Consider the following 13284-nt stretch of genomic DNA (forward strand, 5'->3'; position numbering starts at 1 on the left):
GGCGGGCTGCTCAGGCGACCTGCGCGGGGGCCGCCGAGGGTGACCTTTCCGGAGCAGCGGGCCCCCGTTGTGCCTTCCAGGCCCGGTATCCGGCACCTGCGCCTACGGTGACCAGCAGGAACAGTACGGTGAACCACTGGAAGTACCAGTGTCCGCCCGCCGGGTCGTACACCGCCGCCCGCGGCCAGGCCAGGTTGACCGTCATGATCAGGCCGTAGAGAAGGGCGAGTGCGTTGACCGGGACGCCCCAGCGGCCGAGGGAGAAGAGCTTGGCGCCCGTCTCGTCGGTGCCCTCGTCAGTGCCCTCGACGGTGAACCCGCCGCGCAGACGGCGGACCAGGAGCGGGCCGGTGACCATGGCGTACGCCAGGTACAGCATCACGATGCAGGTGGTGCCGATGGCCAGGAACGCCTCCGGGGAGGCGAAGTTGAGCAGCAGGAGGACGGCCGCCAGTACGCCGACCACCAGGGCCGGGGCGCTCGGCATGCCCGTGCGCGGGTTGACCTTCGCCAGGCGGCCGGAGAAGGGCAGTTGGCCGTCGCGGGCCATGGAGAACAGCATCCGGCAGGCCGCCGTCTGGATCGCCAGGGTGGCCACCGCGATCGCCACCACCACGTCGGCCAGCAGGGCCCGCCCGACGCCGTCGCCCAGGCTGCTGGTGAGGACGTAGCTCAGGCCGTCGACCCCCAGGTGCCCGTCCGTGAGGCTGGGCGCGGCGAGGATGCCGCCGAGGACGATCAGGCCGCCGAGCAGACCGGCCGCGCCGAGCGCCGTGAGGATCGTGCGGGGCGCGGTGCGGCGGGGGTGGTGGGTCTCCTCGCTCATCTCGCCCGCGCTGTCGAAACCGATCATCACGTACGCCGCCGTGAACGAGCCCACCAGGAGGGCACCCAACAGACCGGACTGGGCGGCGCCCTCGGTGTGGAAGGTGATGCCGGGGGAGCGCTCGGAGTGGGTCAGCAGCAGGACGACGATCAGGACGGCGCCGATGATCTCTGCGGTGACGCCGACGCGGTTGATCACCGACATCACCCGGTTGTCGAGGATGTTCACCAGTGTCGTCAACGCGAGCAGGATCACGCCGAGGACGGCCGCGTTGGCCGCGCCGTCCGCCGAGGTGGGCGCCGGGTCGGTGCCGATCAGCTGGAAGCCCGACCAGATCGCGGGCAGCACCATCTGGAGCGCCAGCGCGGCCGCCGCGACCACCACGATCTGCCCGATCACCATGATCCAGCCGGCGAACCAGCCGAACGTGAGGTTCGACAGGCGCGACGACCACTGGTAGATCGCGCCCGAGATCGGATAGCGCGCGGCCAGCTCGGCGAAGCAGGCGGCCACCATCAGCTGGCCGACGAGGACGACCGGCCAGGCCCAGAAGAAGACGGGGCCGCCGAACGCGTACCCGAAGGCGAAGAACTGGAAGACGGTGGTCAGGACGGAGATGAAGGAGAAGCCGGCCGCGAACGACGCGTACCGGCCCAGGCTGCGGTGCAGTTCCTGGCGGTAGCCGAACTCGGTGAGGGAGCGGTCGTCGGGGGAGTGCGGCGGATCGGGGCGAATGTCGGAGGGGGCGGTTGTGGTCACGGCGGCACCTGCCTTCGGCGCAGGAAGCGGGAGCGGAAGCCAGTGCCGCGACAGGCAATGTTCGCCCCGTCGCGCAAACATTGCCTGCCGCGGCCCTAGTTCCTGTCGGGTGACAGAAATTAGGGATCCGCTGTTTCGAAGGCGTCACGCGGGCGTGTCCGGGGCGGGCCCAAGTCCTCACGTACGTGCGGGACTCATTCGATCGCGATATACCGCGTCCGTCGCGAGTGGGAAACGATCGGCCCTCCTCGTCGGCGAGAAGTGGACGAGAAGGGCCTGACCATCCTGCTGAGGTGCTCAGCCGCGGGGGAGGGCTGCCGGCGCCGGCGGAGGTGTGGCTGTCGAGTGGCGGTCGATCCGTACGTTCCGTTCCCGCCGACGGTCGAGGTGACCGCGACGTGGGTCAGGAGGGCGTGGAAGCGCCCTCCTGCTCGGCCTCGATGCGCGCGTTCCACTCCCGCTTGGAGGCTTGCCAGCCGTCCTCGTTGTGGCCCAGGCGCCAGTAACCGGAGATCGACAGGTCCTCGCGCGCGACCCCGCGCTCGACGCGGAGCAGGTGGCGGAGTTCCTTTACGAAGTGCGCCTCGCCGTGCACGAACGCGTACACCCGGCCCGCGGGGAACTCCAGCGTCCGCACGGCCTCGACCAGTGCTGCGCCGACGGGCCGTTCGCCGCGGTGCAGCCAGACGACCTCCACATCGGAGTCGATCTTCTGCTCCTCCTCCGGCCCGGAGATCTCGACGAAGGCGTGGGCCCGGGCGCCGTCCGGCAGTGCCTCCAGGGACCGCGCGATCGCGGGCAGCGCGCTCTCGTCCCCGACGAGCAGATGCCAGTCGGCGCTCGGGTCGGGAGCGTAGGCGCCGCCGGGGCCCAGGAAGCGGACCGTCTCGCCCGGCTGCACCCGCAGTGCCCAGGGGCCGGCCAGGCCCTCGTCGCCGTGGATCACGAAGTCCAGCGTCAGCTCGCGGTGTTCGGCGTCCCAGGCGCGCACGGTGTACGTCCGCGTCACCGGCCACTGCTCACGCGGGAACTCCTCGCGGATCCGCTCCATGTCGAAGGGTTCCGGGTAGGTCGCGCCCCCGGCCGGGAAGAGCAGCTTCACATAGTGATCGGTGCAGGTGTCCGGCGAGAACTCGGCCAGGCTCTCGCCGCCGAGCACCACGCGCTGCATATGGGGAGTCAGCCGTTCAGTACGGATGACCTGTGCAGTGTGCGGTTTGCGCGGCTTGCGTCCCGGTCGTTCTGCCATGGCGGCCTCCCTGATCCTGTAGTTAGGCTAACCTAACTAGTATCTCCCCCCGGTGGAAGCTCCCAAGCAGATGACCTCGGTCTCTTGAGCGGAAGTTTGCCCGCGCTCCGGTGAAACTCGCACGTAGAGCACGTAGAGCACGTAGAGCACGCAGAGCACGCAGAGAGCGAGATCACTGCTTACGCCACAAGCGTGGTGAGCAGTCGCTGCAACGATCCACCCAGCCCCCAGCGCGCCGCCAGCTCCTCCAAGGCCGCGGGATCGAGCGGGGTGCGCGGCACCGCCGTGTCGACCTCCGGCAGCGGGACGTCGTCCGCGACCCGGACGACCTTCGGCGCCACTGCCAGATACGGCCGTGACTCGTCCAGGCGCTTGCGTTGCGTCGGCGTGAGCTTCGCCTTCGGGTCGTCGACCGCCGCCATGATCCCGGCCAGGTCACCGAACTCCGCGAGCAGCTTGGCCGCCGTCTTCTCGCCGACCCCGGGCACGCCGGGCAGACCGTCGCTCGGGTCGCCGCGCAGCAGCGCCAGATCCGCGTACCCCTTGCCGTCGACCCCGTACTTCTCCCGCAGCCACGCCTCGTCCGTCAACTGCAGGGTGCCCACGCCCTTGAGCGGGTACAGCACCCGTACCTCACGGGCGTCGTCCACCAGCTGGTACAGGTCGCGGTCGCCGGTGACGATGTCGACCGGGCCCTTCGCGCGCGCGGTGAACGTGCCGATCACGTCGTCCGCCTCGTACCGGGCGACGCCCACGCGGGCGATGCCGAGCGCGTCCAGGACGGCCTCGATGATCGGGACCTGCGGCGAGAGGGTGTCGGGCACCTCCTCCTCGTCCGGGCCCGCCTCGTGCACCTCGGCGACGCGATGCGCTTTGTACGAGGGGATCAGCTCGACCCGCCACTGAGGCCGCCAGTCGGCGTCCATGCACGCCACCAGGTGATCGGGCCGGTGGTCCTTCACGAGGCGGTCGATGAACTCCAGCAGTCCGCGCACGGCGTTCACCGGCGTGCCGTCAGGGGCCTTCACGGACTCCGGGACGCCGAAGTAGGCACGGAAGTAGAGGGAGGCACTGTCAAGGAGCATCAGTCGTCCGGTCACGCCACGCATCATGCCGTACCGCACCGACAATGGCGGTCGGCCGAAAACCCGTCGGCGGAGGTGTCGCCCGACGTCGCACCGGAGGCGGCGTCGGAGGGACGACGGAGGAGCGAGGGGGCATGGCGGCGGTACGGGCGGACGTAAACGCCATGTGAACTGGAACACCTGTGCGTTTGTCTCAGCGGTGTCTGGGCAGGCGCCGCCTCTAAGAGACGCTGGTTGCCTTTCGATGATCGCGGCCCGCGTCTCTGCTTCTGCCCGCCGAGACTAGAGGTACGCGTGTCATCCAGACTTGAGGCCGCAGGGCTTTACAAGGTGTTCGGAAGACGACCCGACGACGCGGTTGAGCGGCTCCGCCAGGGCGCTGACCGGGAGGAACTGCGCGGCGAAGGGATCACGGCCGCCGTGGTCGACGCCTCCTTCACCGTGGAACCCGGCGAGATCTTCGTGGTGATGGGTCTGTCCGGCTCCGGAAAGTCGACGCTGCTGCGGATGCTCAACGGCCTCCTGGAGCCGACCGCGGGCCACGTCCGGTTCGAAGAGCAGGACCTGACCGCTCTCAGCGACCGTGCCCTGCGCGACGTTCGCGCGCACAAGATCAGCATGGTCTTCCAGCACTTCGCGCTCTTCCCGCACCGCAGCGTCCTGGAGAACGCCGCCTACGGCCTGGCCGTTCAGGGCGTTCCCCGGCGCGAGCGCGAGGAGCGGGCCGCCGAGGCGCTCGCCCTGTGCGGACTGGCCGGCTGGGAGAAATCCTGGCCCGACGAGCTGTCCGGCGGCATGCAGCAGCGCGTGGGCCTGGCCCGCGCCCTCGCCACCGATGCCGACCTGCTCCTCATGGACGAGTCGTTCAGCGCGCTGGACCCGCTGATCCGCCGTGACATGCAGGACCAGCTCATCGAGCTCCAGAAGTCCCTGAAGAAGACGATCGTCTTCATCACCCACGACCTCAACGAGGCCATGCGGCTGGGCGACCGGATCGCCGTCATGCGCGACGGCCGCATCGTCCAGATCGGTACGGCGGAGGACATCCTCGTCCGGCCCGCCGACGACTACGTCGCCTCCTTCACCAAGGACGTCGACCGCTCCCGCGTGCTGACCGCCTCCTCCGTCATGGACACGTCCGTCTCTGGCGGCAGCCCCAGCTGCAGCTGTGAAACCGCCATGGCCGGCACCTCGTTCACGGAGCTCTGCGCGATCAGTGCCCGCCTGTCGCACCGTGTCTCGGTGGTGGACGGGGAGAACCAGGTCATCGGTGTCGTGCCGCGGGAGCGGCTGATCCGTTTCCTCGGCGACGAGATCAGCGAACCCGTCTCGTGCGACAACCCCGACGGTGAGAAGGTGGTGGCCCGTGCCTAGGATCCCGCTCGGCGACTGGGTCAACGACGCGGTCAACTGGCTGCTCGGCCATATGGCCTGGCTCTTCGACTTCCTCAAGAGCATTTTCACCGGCACCTACGACGGCATCTACGCCGTCCTCCACGCGCCCGAACCCCTGCTGCTCGCAGGCATCTTCGCGGTGCTGGCGTTCTGGCTGCGCGGCACCCTGGCCGGTGTCCTCACCTTCGCGGGATTCGCCTTCATCGACTCCCTCGAACTGTGGGACGACGCGATGGTGACCCTCTCGCTCGTCCTCGTCGCCACGATCATCGCGCTGGTGATCTCCGTGCCGGTGGGCATCTGGGCGGCGCGCTCCGACCGCGTCAGCGGACTGGTCAGGCCGGTCCTGGACTTCATGCAGACGCTGCCCGCGATGATCTACCTCATCCCGGCGATCCTGTTCTTCGGCACCGGTGCCCCCGCGGGCATCGTCGCCACCCTGATCTTCGCGCTCGCCCCCGGCGTGCGCATGACCGAGCTGGGCATCCGCCAGGTCGACAAGGAACTGGTCGAGGCGGCCGACGCGTTCGGCACCACGCCCCGCGACATCCTGCTGCGGGTCCAGCTTCCGCTGGCACTGCCCACCGTGATGGCGGGCGTCAACCAGGTCATCATGCTCGGCCTGTCCATGGCCGCGATCGCGGGCATGGTCGGCACCGAGGGCCTCGGCGGCGACGTCAACCAGGCCATCGGCCAGCTCAACGTGGGCCTCGGCTCCGAGGCCGGTGTCGCCATCGTGATCCTCGCGATCTACCTCGACCGTATGACCAGCGCCCTGGGCACCCAGGTCTCCCCGCTGGGCCGCCGCGCCGCCGCCAAGGCACGTGCCGCACAGGGCTTGAAGGTCTGGTCGTACCGGCCCCGCCCGCAGTTCGCCGTGATCGGTGTCGTCGTCCTCGCCCTCGTGGCGGGCGGCATGGGCATTTTCGGCTCCACCTCGGACGGCTCCACCGCCGTCGCCGACGGCAAGGACGTCGGCCAGGGCAAGAAGGTCAGCATCGGCTACATCCCCTGGGACGAGGGCGTCGCCTCCACCTTCCTGTGGAAGGAGATCCTCGAACAGCGCGGCTTCCAGGTGGACGCCAAGCAGTTCGACGCCGGGCCGCTCTACACCTCCCTGGCGCAGGGCAGCGTCGACTTCGAGACCGACTCCTGGCTGCCGACCACCCACGAGCAGTACTGGAAGAAGTACGGCAGCAAGCTCGACGACCTGGGTTCCTGGTACGGCCAGACGTCCCTGGAGCTGAGCGTGCCCTCGTACCTGAAGGGCGTCGACTCGCTGGACGACCTCAAGGGCAAGGCGGCCACGTTCGACGGGAAGATCACCGGCATCGAGTCCAGCGCCGGCATGACCTCCCTTCTGAAGAACAAGGTCCTCAAGACGTACGGCCTCGACAAGGAGTACAAGGTCGTCGACAGCTCCACGCCGGCGATGCTGGCCGAGCTCAAGCGCGCGTACAGCAAGAAGGAACCGATCGTCGTCACGCTCTGGTCGCCGCACTGGGCCTACAGCGACTACGACCTGAAGAAGCTGAAGGACCCGAAGGGTGCCTGGGGCAAGGGCGACGGCGTGCACACCCTGGCCCGCAAGGGTTTCGCGGCCGCCAACCCGGTCGTCGGTGGGTGGCTGAAGAACTTCAAGATGGACGAGAAGCAGCTCACCAGCCTTGAGGCCGAGATCAACAAGGCGGGCGAGGGCAAACAGCAGGACGCCGTGCGTGCCTGGCTGAAGAAGAACCCGGGTGTGGTCGACAAGCTGGCTCCGGTCGCGGGCGGCTCCGGCTCGACTCCCGCGGAGGCCAAGGATCCCATCGATGTGGCCTGGTTCCCCTGGGACGAGGACATCGCCGTCACCTACCTCTGGAAGAACGTCCTGGAGCGGCGCGGCTACAAGCTCGACCTCAAGCAGATGGACGTCGGCCCGGTCTACACCGGCCTCGCCTCCGGCGACCTCGATCTCAACTTCGACGCCTGGCTGCCGTACGCCCAGAAGAACTACTGGGACCAGAGCAAGGACAAACTCGCGGACCTCGGCACCTGGTACGAGCCGACCTCGCTGGAGGTCGCGGTGCCCTCGTACGTCAAGGGCGTGAAGTCCTACGAGGACCTCAAGGGCAAGGCCGGCCTCTTCAACGGGAAGATCATCGGCATCGAGCCGGGCACCGGCGAGATGAACCTGCTCAAGACGAAGGTCCTGCCCGGCTACGGCCTGGACAAGGAGTACAAGATCGTCGCCGGCTCCACGCCCGCGATGCTCGCCGAACTCAAGCGCGCGTACGCCAAGAAGGAGCCCGTCGCGGTCGTCCTGTGGTCGCCGCACTGGGCGTACAGCCAGTACGGCCTCACCAAGCTGAAGGATGACAAGAAGCTCTTCGGCGAGGGCAACACCATCCGCACGATTTCCAACAAGAAGTTCCCCGAGCAGTATCCGCAGCTCACCAAGTGGATCAAGAACTTCAAAATGAGCGAGGCCGAGCTCGGCAGCCTGGAGGCCGAGATCAACCAGACCGGTCAGGGCCACGAGCAGGAAGCGGTCGCCGCCTGGCTGAAGGAGCACCCGGACATGGTCGGCCGGATGACCCCGTAGTAGCCGTAGTAGCCGTAGTAGCCGTAGCGGCCCCGGTGGCTGTAGTGGCCGCAGTGGTTGCTGTATCGAAGCCGCCCGAGGGGCGGCCTCCCCACGCGTCCTGACAGCGTGTGGTGGGGTCCGCCCCTCGGGTCATCTCCCGGCTCGACCCCCGCCGCACGGAAAGGATCCGGCCAACCACATAGAGCTACGCCCCCGCCCGAGCTTCGTCGTGTCGCGTGAGCAGCCGGTGGACGGACGCCCGCGCCCCCGTGGGAGGACCGTCGTCCGACGCTCGGCTCAGCCGTTTCGGGGCCGTTCCGCTGGCGCGAATTGTGAGGTACGACCGCACACCGCGTGACCTCGATATGACGGCCGCATGAAACGGTTCGCCGAACATGCGTAGGGTGCAGACAAGCCATCAGGAGCGGTGTGCGCCCCAGCCGGGGCACTCGGACGACGGACCGACGAGCGAAGGAGGGAGCCGGAGCGATGGGCGACCACAAAGAACAGCCCCTTCGGGTGGGCGCGGCCGTGCGGCGCCGGCGCCGGGCGCTGGAGCTCACCCTCGCCGTCGTGGCCGAGCGCAGCGGCCTGTCGGTCCCCTTCCTCAGCCAGGTCGAGAACGACCGCGCCCGCCCCAGCCGGAGTTCCCTCGAAAAGGTCGCCGACGCCCTGCGCACCACCGCCGTGGAACTCCTCGCCGCCGCCGACCCGGCGTGCAGCGTCGACGTGGTCCGCGCGGAGGGCACCGAGCCGCTGCTCGCTCCCCAAGTACGTTCCCTGGTGCGTGGTCACCACCAGATGCACGCCTCGGAGTTCACCGGCGACCACGACGCGGGTCGTGAATTCCAGTACCGCAACGACCAGTTGATGTACGTCGCCGACGGCGCCGTGGAGATCGAGGCGGAGGGCCGCGCCTACCGGCTGGGCCGCGGCGACACCCTGTACCTCACCGGCGGCGTGCGCCATCGCTGGCGGGCGACGGTGGCCGACACCCGGGTGATCGTCGTCGCGGTGGCCGAACACATCGAGGCGGTCCAGGACCGGCAGCGGTAGTGCGGGTGGTGCGGGCCCTCGCCGGCCGAGGCGCCACGACCTGTTGGGCGAGGTGCTGCGAGCAGCCCTCCGCTGAGCGGGCCACGGACGGAGTGCACGATGCGCCCGGTGGCGGTGCCCCAGGCGTTGAGCAGGTCGCGACCGGCCTTCGACCGGTCCGTGATCGGTCCGCGACCGGTCCGCGACCGGTCCGCGACCGGTCCGTGGTCAGTCTGCTACCGGCCGTGGTCAGTCACGACCAGGGAGTATGACTCCATCAGGGCATAAGCTGTCTTTATGGGCGGCGTGGAGAGGCAGGGCCAGGCGGGCGGCGGCTCGGTGGCGCACCGGGTGCCGGATCTTGGGGCGCTGGAGCTGCTGCTGGCGGTGGCCCGGCTCGGCAGCCTGGGCGGGGCGGCCCGCGAGTTGGGGATCACCCAGCCGGCCGCGAGCAGCCGGATCCGTTCGATGGAACGCCAGCTCGGGGTGGCGCTGGTGGACCGTTCACCACGCGGTTCCCGGCTCACGGACGCCGGGGCGCTGGTCACGGACTGGGCGCGGCGGATAGTGGCGGCGGCGGAGGCCTTCGACGCCGGGGCGCAGGCCCTGCGGGACCGCCGCGACTCCCGGCTCCGGGTGGCGGCGAGCATGACGATCGCCGAGTACCTGCTGCCCGGCTGGCTGCTCGCGCTGCGCGCCCAGCGGCCGGACACCGCGGTGTCCCTGCTCGCCGGCAACTCGACGGCGGTGGCGGAGCGGGTGCTGTCGGACGAGGCGGACCTGGGGTTCGTGGAGGGGCTCAGTGTCCCCACGGGGCTGGACTCCGTGGTCATCGCCCACGACCGTCTGATCGTGGTGACGGCACCCGGGCACCCCTGGGCGCGACGTCGCCGTCCGCTGGAGGCCTCCGAACTGGCCGTGACACCACTGATCCTCCGCGAGGAGGGTTCGGGCACACGTCAGGTCCTCGACACGGCACTGGGCGGCCTGGCGCGGCCACTGATAGAGCTGTCGTCCACGACGGCGGTCAAGGCGGCGGCGGTGAGCGGGGCGGGGCCGGCGGTACTGAGCGAACTGGCGGTGGGCGAGGAGCTCGCGATGCGGAGGTTGGTGAGGGTACCGGTGGAGGGAGTCTCACTGGCCCGGGATCTGAGGGCGGTGTGGCCCACCGGCCACCGACCGGTGGGCCCGGCGAGGGACCTCCTGTCCCTGACACGGGGGTAGGCGGACGTCCTTGGGGCTCCCGCGCTTCTGGGCTCCCGGGCTTCTGGACTCCCGCGCTCCCGGACTCCCGGACTCCCGGACTCCCGGACTCCCGCGCTCCGGGACTTCCGTGCGTTCGCTCCCAGCCGCCGTCCTAGGCCCCCCCGCCACCCCCGCCAGACCGGGCGGCGGACCGCGAAGAAGCCGCCTCGACCAGCGCCCGCATCACGCGCACGTCCTCGCCCATCTCCGGATGCCACTGCACGCCCACCACCCAGTGCGGCCCGGGAAGCTCGATCGCCTCCACCGTCCCGTCCGCCGCGTACGCCGAGGCGATCAGGCCCGTGCCCAGGCGGTCCACCGCCTGGTGGTGGAAGGTGGGTACCGCGGTCTCCTCGGGGACGACATCGGCGTACGACGTGCCCGGCACCGGCTTCACGAGGTGGCGGCCGAAGACGCCGGGCACCTGTACGTGCCCGTCGATGTGCTGGACGAGGGTGCCACCCAGGGCCACGTTCAGCAGCTGCATGCCCCGGCAGATGCCGAGCAGGGGGACGCGGGCGGAGAGGGCGGCGTCGACGAGGGCGAGCTCCCAGGTGTCCCGGGCGACGGCGGGCGGGCCGGTGCGCGAGTCGCGCTCGGCCCCGTAGCGGACCGGCTCGACGTCGGGGCCGCCCGCGATCACCAGGCCGTCGAGGCGGGCGACGGTCGCGAGGGCGTGCCCGGGAGCGTCGGGCGGGAGCATGGCGGCCAGTGCGCCCGCCCGCTGTACGAGCCGCGGGTACCCGGCGGGCAGCAGGGCCGCCTCCAGTTCCCACACGCCCCAGCGCGCCCCGGCCTCCAGATACGTACTGACACCGATCAGTGGCCTGCCCGGCATGTACTTCCTCCGCTTCTCAATGGACTTCTGTCATACCTTTCAGCCCGGCGGGCCGTACGTCACGCCAGGAAACCCCGCAGCAGCGCCGCCGTCCCCGCGCAGTGCTCCCGCATCATCTCCCGCGCCCCGTCCGCGTCCCCGTCCAGTACCGCCTCGACCAGCGCGGCGTGCTGGCGCTGGGAGTGCTCCAGGTTGCGCACCAGGAGCGGGATGCAGTCGAGGAGGTCGTTCACCGAGGCCCGTACCGCCGCGTACTGCGCCGTGAGCGTGGGTGAGCCGCACAGTTCGGCCAGGGTGAGGTGGAGCAGGGTGTCCAGGCGGCGGTACTCGGCGAGCGGCGCGTCCCGCGTCGCGGCCAGCGCCCCGCGCAGCCGGAGCGCCTGGTCCGCCGAGAGTCCGTGCGCGGCGCACAGGCCCGCCGCACCCACCTCCAGCACCTCCCGGAAGCGCAGCACGTCCTCGATGTCGACCTCGGTGACCCGCCGCCGCAGCTCGTCCTCGCCGACGGCGTCCGCGCGCGGCAGGACAAACGTTCCGCCGTACCGTCCGCGCCGCGACTCGACCAGCCCCTGGTCCTGGAGCACCTTCAGCACCTCGCGCAGGGTCACCCGGCTGATCCCGAGCCGCTCCGCCAGGTCCCGCTCCGCCGGCAGCCGTTCCCCGCCCGGCACCAGGCCGAGCCGGACGACCTGGAGGATCTGCTCCAACGCCTCCTCGAAGCCGTTGCCCGCCCGAACCGGCCGCAGCACCGGCGTCAACCGGTCGTCCGGGCCGCCGTCAGCCGCCAGCGACATATGGCCGCGCCCCCTTCCCAAGCAATGGTTCTCCGGAATACCTTAGGGCTTCCGGCTGACCGAAGAAGCCGAGAAGCCGAAGAAGCCGAAGAAGCCGAAGGAGGCTTTCACGTGGCAGACCGCACACCCCCGCTCGGCGTCGAGGAGCTGCACACCCTCGTCGCCGGCGGTGAGATCGACACTGTCGTCCTGGCCTTCCCCGACATGCAAGGGCGGCTCCAGGGCAAGCGGTTCGCCGCCCGTTTCTTCCTCGACGAGGTCCTCCAGCACGGCACCGAGGGCTGCAACTACCTCCTCGCCGTCGACACCGAGATGAACACCGTCGACGGGTACGCCATGTCCTCCTGGGACCGGGGATACGGGGACTTCGCCATGCACCCGGACCTGTCCACCCTGCGCCGGGTGCCCTGGAACGCGGGCACGGCCATGCTCATCGCCGACCTCGCCTGGAGCGACGGCTCCCCGGTCGTCGCCGCACCCCGCCAGATCCTGCGCCGCCAGCTGGAGCGTCTCGCCGAGTACGGCTTCACCGCCCAGGTCGGCACCGAGCTGGAGTTCATCGTCTTCAAGGACAGCTACGAGCAGGCCTGGGACGCCGGCTACCGGGGACTCACGCCGGCGAACCAGTACAACATCGACTACTCGGTGCTCGGCACCGGCCGTATCGAGCCCCTGCTGCGGCGCATCCGCAACGAGATGGCCGCCGCCGGCCTCACCGTCGAGTCCGCCAAGGGCGAGTGCAACCCCGGCCAGCACGAGATCGTCTTCCGCTACGACGAGGCCCTGGTCACCTGCGACCAGCACGCCGTCTACAAGACCGGCGCCAAGGAGATCGCCTCCCAGGAGGGCGTGTCGCTCACCTTCATGGCCAAGTACAACGAGCGCGAGGGCAACTCCTGCCACATCCACCTCTCGCTCGCGGACGCGGCCGGCGACAACGCCATGGCGGGCTCCTCCCAGGACGAGGGCGGTATGGCGGATGTCATGCGCCACTTCCTCGCCGGGCAACTGGCCGCGCTGAGGGACTTCTCGCTCCTCTACGCCCCCAACATCAACTCCTACAAGCGGTTCCAGCCGGGCTCCTTCGCCCCGACCGCCGTCGCCTGGGGGTACGACAACCGCACCTGCGCCCTCCGGGTCGTCGGCCACGGCCGCTCCCTGCGCTTCGAGAACCGGCTGCCCGGCGGTGACGTCAACCCGCACCTCGCGGTGGCCGGACTGGTGGCGGCCGGCCTGTACGGCATCGAGCAGAAGCTGGAGCTCCCGGATGCCTGCACGGGCAACGCGTACACCGCCGACTACGCCCACGTCCCCACCACGCTCCGCGAGGCCGCCGACCTCTGGGAGAACAGCCCGATCGCCAAGGCCGCCTTCGGTGACGAGGTCGTCGCGCACTACCGCAACATGGCACGCGTCGAACTGGACGCCTTCGACGCCGCGGTGACCGACTGGGAGCTGCGCCGCTCCTTCGAACGCCTGTGAGGCCCTC

General features: G+C 70.0%; 10 protein-coding genes. 5 read left to right on the forward strand and 5 right to left on the reverse strand.

Annotation, left to right across the window (positions count from 1 at the left end):
* Window positions 1-10: 10 nt before the first annotated feature.
* From M2271_RS35340 to M2271_RS35350, 3 genes are all read right to left on the reverse strand, one after another.
* The gene (locus M2271_RS35340; protein WP_280891527.1) at window positions 11-1585 is read right to left on the reverse strand and encodes an amino acid permease; all 1575 of its coding nucleotides are present in this window, start codon (window positions 1583-1585) and stop codon (window positions 11-13) included.
* Between the two features lie 403 nt (window positions 1586-1988).
* Window positions 1989-2834 (reverse strand): siderophore-interacting protein, encoded by an 846-nt coding sequence (locus M2271_RS35345; protein WP_280891528.1) that lies wholly within the window; start codon window positions 2832-2834, stop codon window positions 1989-1991.
* A 179-nt stretch (window positions 2835-3013) separates the two neighbouring features.
* Window positions 3014-3943 (reverse strand): 5'-3' exonuclease, encoded by a 930-nt coding sequence (locus M2271_RS35350; protein WP_280891582.1) that lies wholly within the window; start codon window positions 3941-3943, stop codon window positions 3014-3016.
* A 270-nt stretch (window positions 3944-4213) separates the two neighbouring features.
* Between M2271_RS35350 and M2271_RS35355 the strand changes: the two genes are divergently transcribed.
* The 4 genes from M2271_RS35355 to M2271_RS35370 all read left to right on the forward strand — a co-directional run bounded on the left by M2271_RS35355 (window position 4214) and on the right by M2271_RS35370 (window position 10142).
* Entirely contained in the window at window positions 4214-5293 is a 1080-nt protein-coding gene (locus M2271_RS35355) for a glycine betaine/L-proline ABC transporter ATP-binding protein (protein WP_280891529.1), read from the forward strand.
* Window positions 5286-7901 (forward strand): ABC transporter permease/substrate binding protein, encoded by a 2616-nt coding sequence (locus M2271_RS35360; protein ID WP_280891530.1) that lies wholly within the window; start codon window positions 5286-5288, stop codon window positions 7899-7901. Before M2271_RS35355 ends, M2271_RS35360 begins: the two co-directional genes overlap by 8 nt.
* A 471-nt stretch (window positions 7902-8372) precedes the next feature.
* Window positions 8373-8939 carry an XRE family transcriptional regulator gene (locus tag M2271_RS35365; RefSeq protein ID WP_280891531.1) on the forward strand — a complete coding sequence of 189 codons (567 nt, stop codon included), beginning with the start codon at window positions 8373-8375 and terminating at the stop codon, window positions 8937-8939.
* Window positions 8940-9215: 276 nt separating this feature from the next.
* Complete coding sequence (locus tag M2271_RS35370; RefSeq protein ID WP_280891532.1) at window positions 9216-10142, forward strand: LysR family transcriptional regulator; 927 nt, start codon at window positions 9216-9218, stop codon at window positions 10140-10142.
* A gap of 133 nt (window positions 10143-10275) precedes the next feature.
* Here the strand turns inward: M2271_RS35370 and M2271_RS35375 are convergent, their stop codons facing one another.
* Window positions 10276-11001 carry a gamma-glutamyl-gamma-aminobutyrate hydrolase family protein gene (locus M2271_RS35375; RefSeq protein ID WP_280891533.1) on the reverse strand — a complete coding sequence of 242 codons (726 nt, stop codon included), beginning with the start codon at window positions 10999-11001 and terminating at the stop codon, window positions 10276-10278.
* A gap of 59 nt (window positions 11002-11060) precedes the next feature.
* Window positions 11061-11795, reverse strand: a complete 735-nt coding sequence (locus M2271_RS35380) for an FCD domain-containing protein (RefSeq protein WP_280891534.1) — start codon at window positions 11793-11795, stop codon at window positions 11061-11063.
* 111 nt (window positions 11796-11906) lie between these two features.
* Between M2271_RS35380 and M2271_RS35385 the strand changes: the two genes are divergently transcribed.
* Entirely contained in the window at window positions 11907-13277 is a 1371-nt protein-coding gene (locus M2271_RS35385; RefSeq protein WP_280891535.1) for a glutamine synthetase family protein, read from the forward strand.
* The last annotated feature ends 7 nt before the right edge of the window (window positions 13278-13284 follow it).

Source organism: Streptomyces sp. LBL (genome assembly GCF_029893585.1).
In the GTDB taxonomy this organism is placed as follows: domain Bacteria; phylum Actinomycetota; class Actinomycetes; order Streptomycetales; family Streptomycetaceae; genus Streptomyces.

Bases quoted from the DNA above. Each gene is read 5' to 3' on its own strand.
- M2271_RS35345 (WP_280891528.1), bottom strand. From the start codon at position 2,834: ATGGCAGAACGACCGGGACGCAAGCCGCGCAAACCGCACACTGCACAG.
- M2271_RS35370 (WP_280891532.1), top strand. From the start codon at position 9,216: ATGGGCGGCGTGGAGAGGCAGGGCCAGGCGGGCGGCGGCTCGGTGGCG.
- M2271_RS35365 (WP_280891531.1), top strand. From the start codon at position 8,373: ATGGGCGACCACAAAGAACAGCCCCTTCGGGTGGGCGCGGCCGTGCGG.
- M2271_RS35375 (WP_280891533.1), bottom strand. From the start codon at position 11,001: ATGCCGGGCAGGCCACTGATCGGTGTCAGTACGTATCTGGAGGCCGGG.
- M2271_RS35380 (WP_280891534.1), bottom strand. From the start codon at position 11,795: ATGTCGCTGGCGGCTGACGGCGGCCCGGACGACCGGTTGACGCCGGTG.
- M2271_RS35350 (WP_280891582.1), bottom strand. From the start codon at position 3,943: ATGCGTGGCGTGACCGGACGACTGATGCTCCTTGACAGTGCCTCCCTC.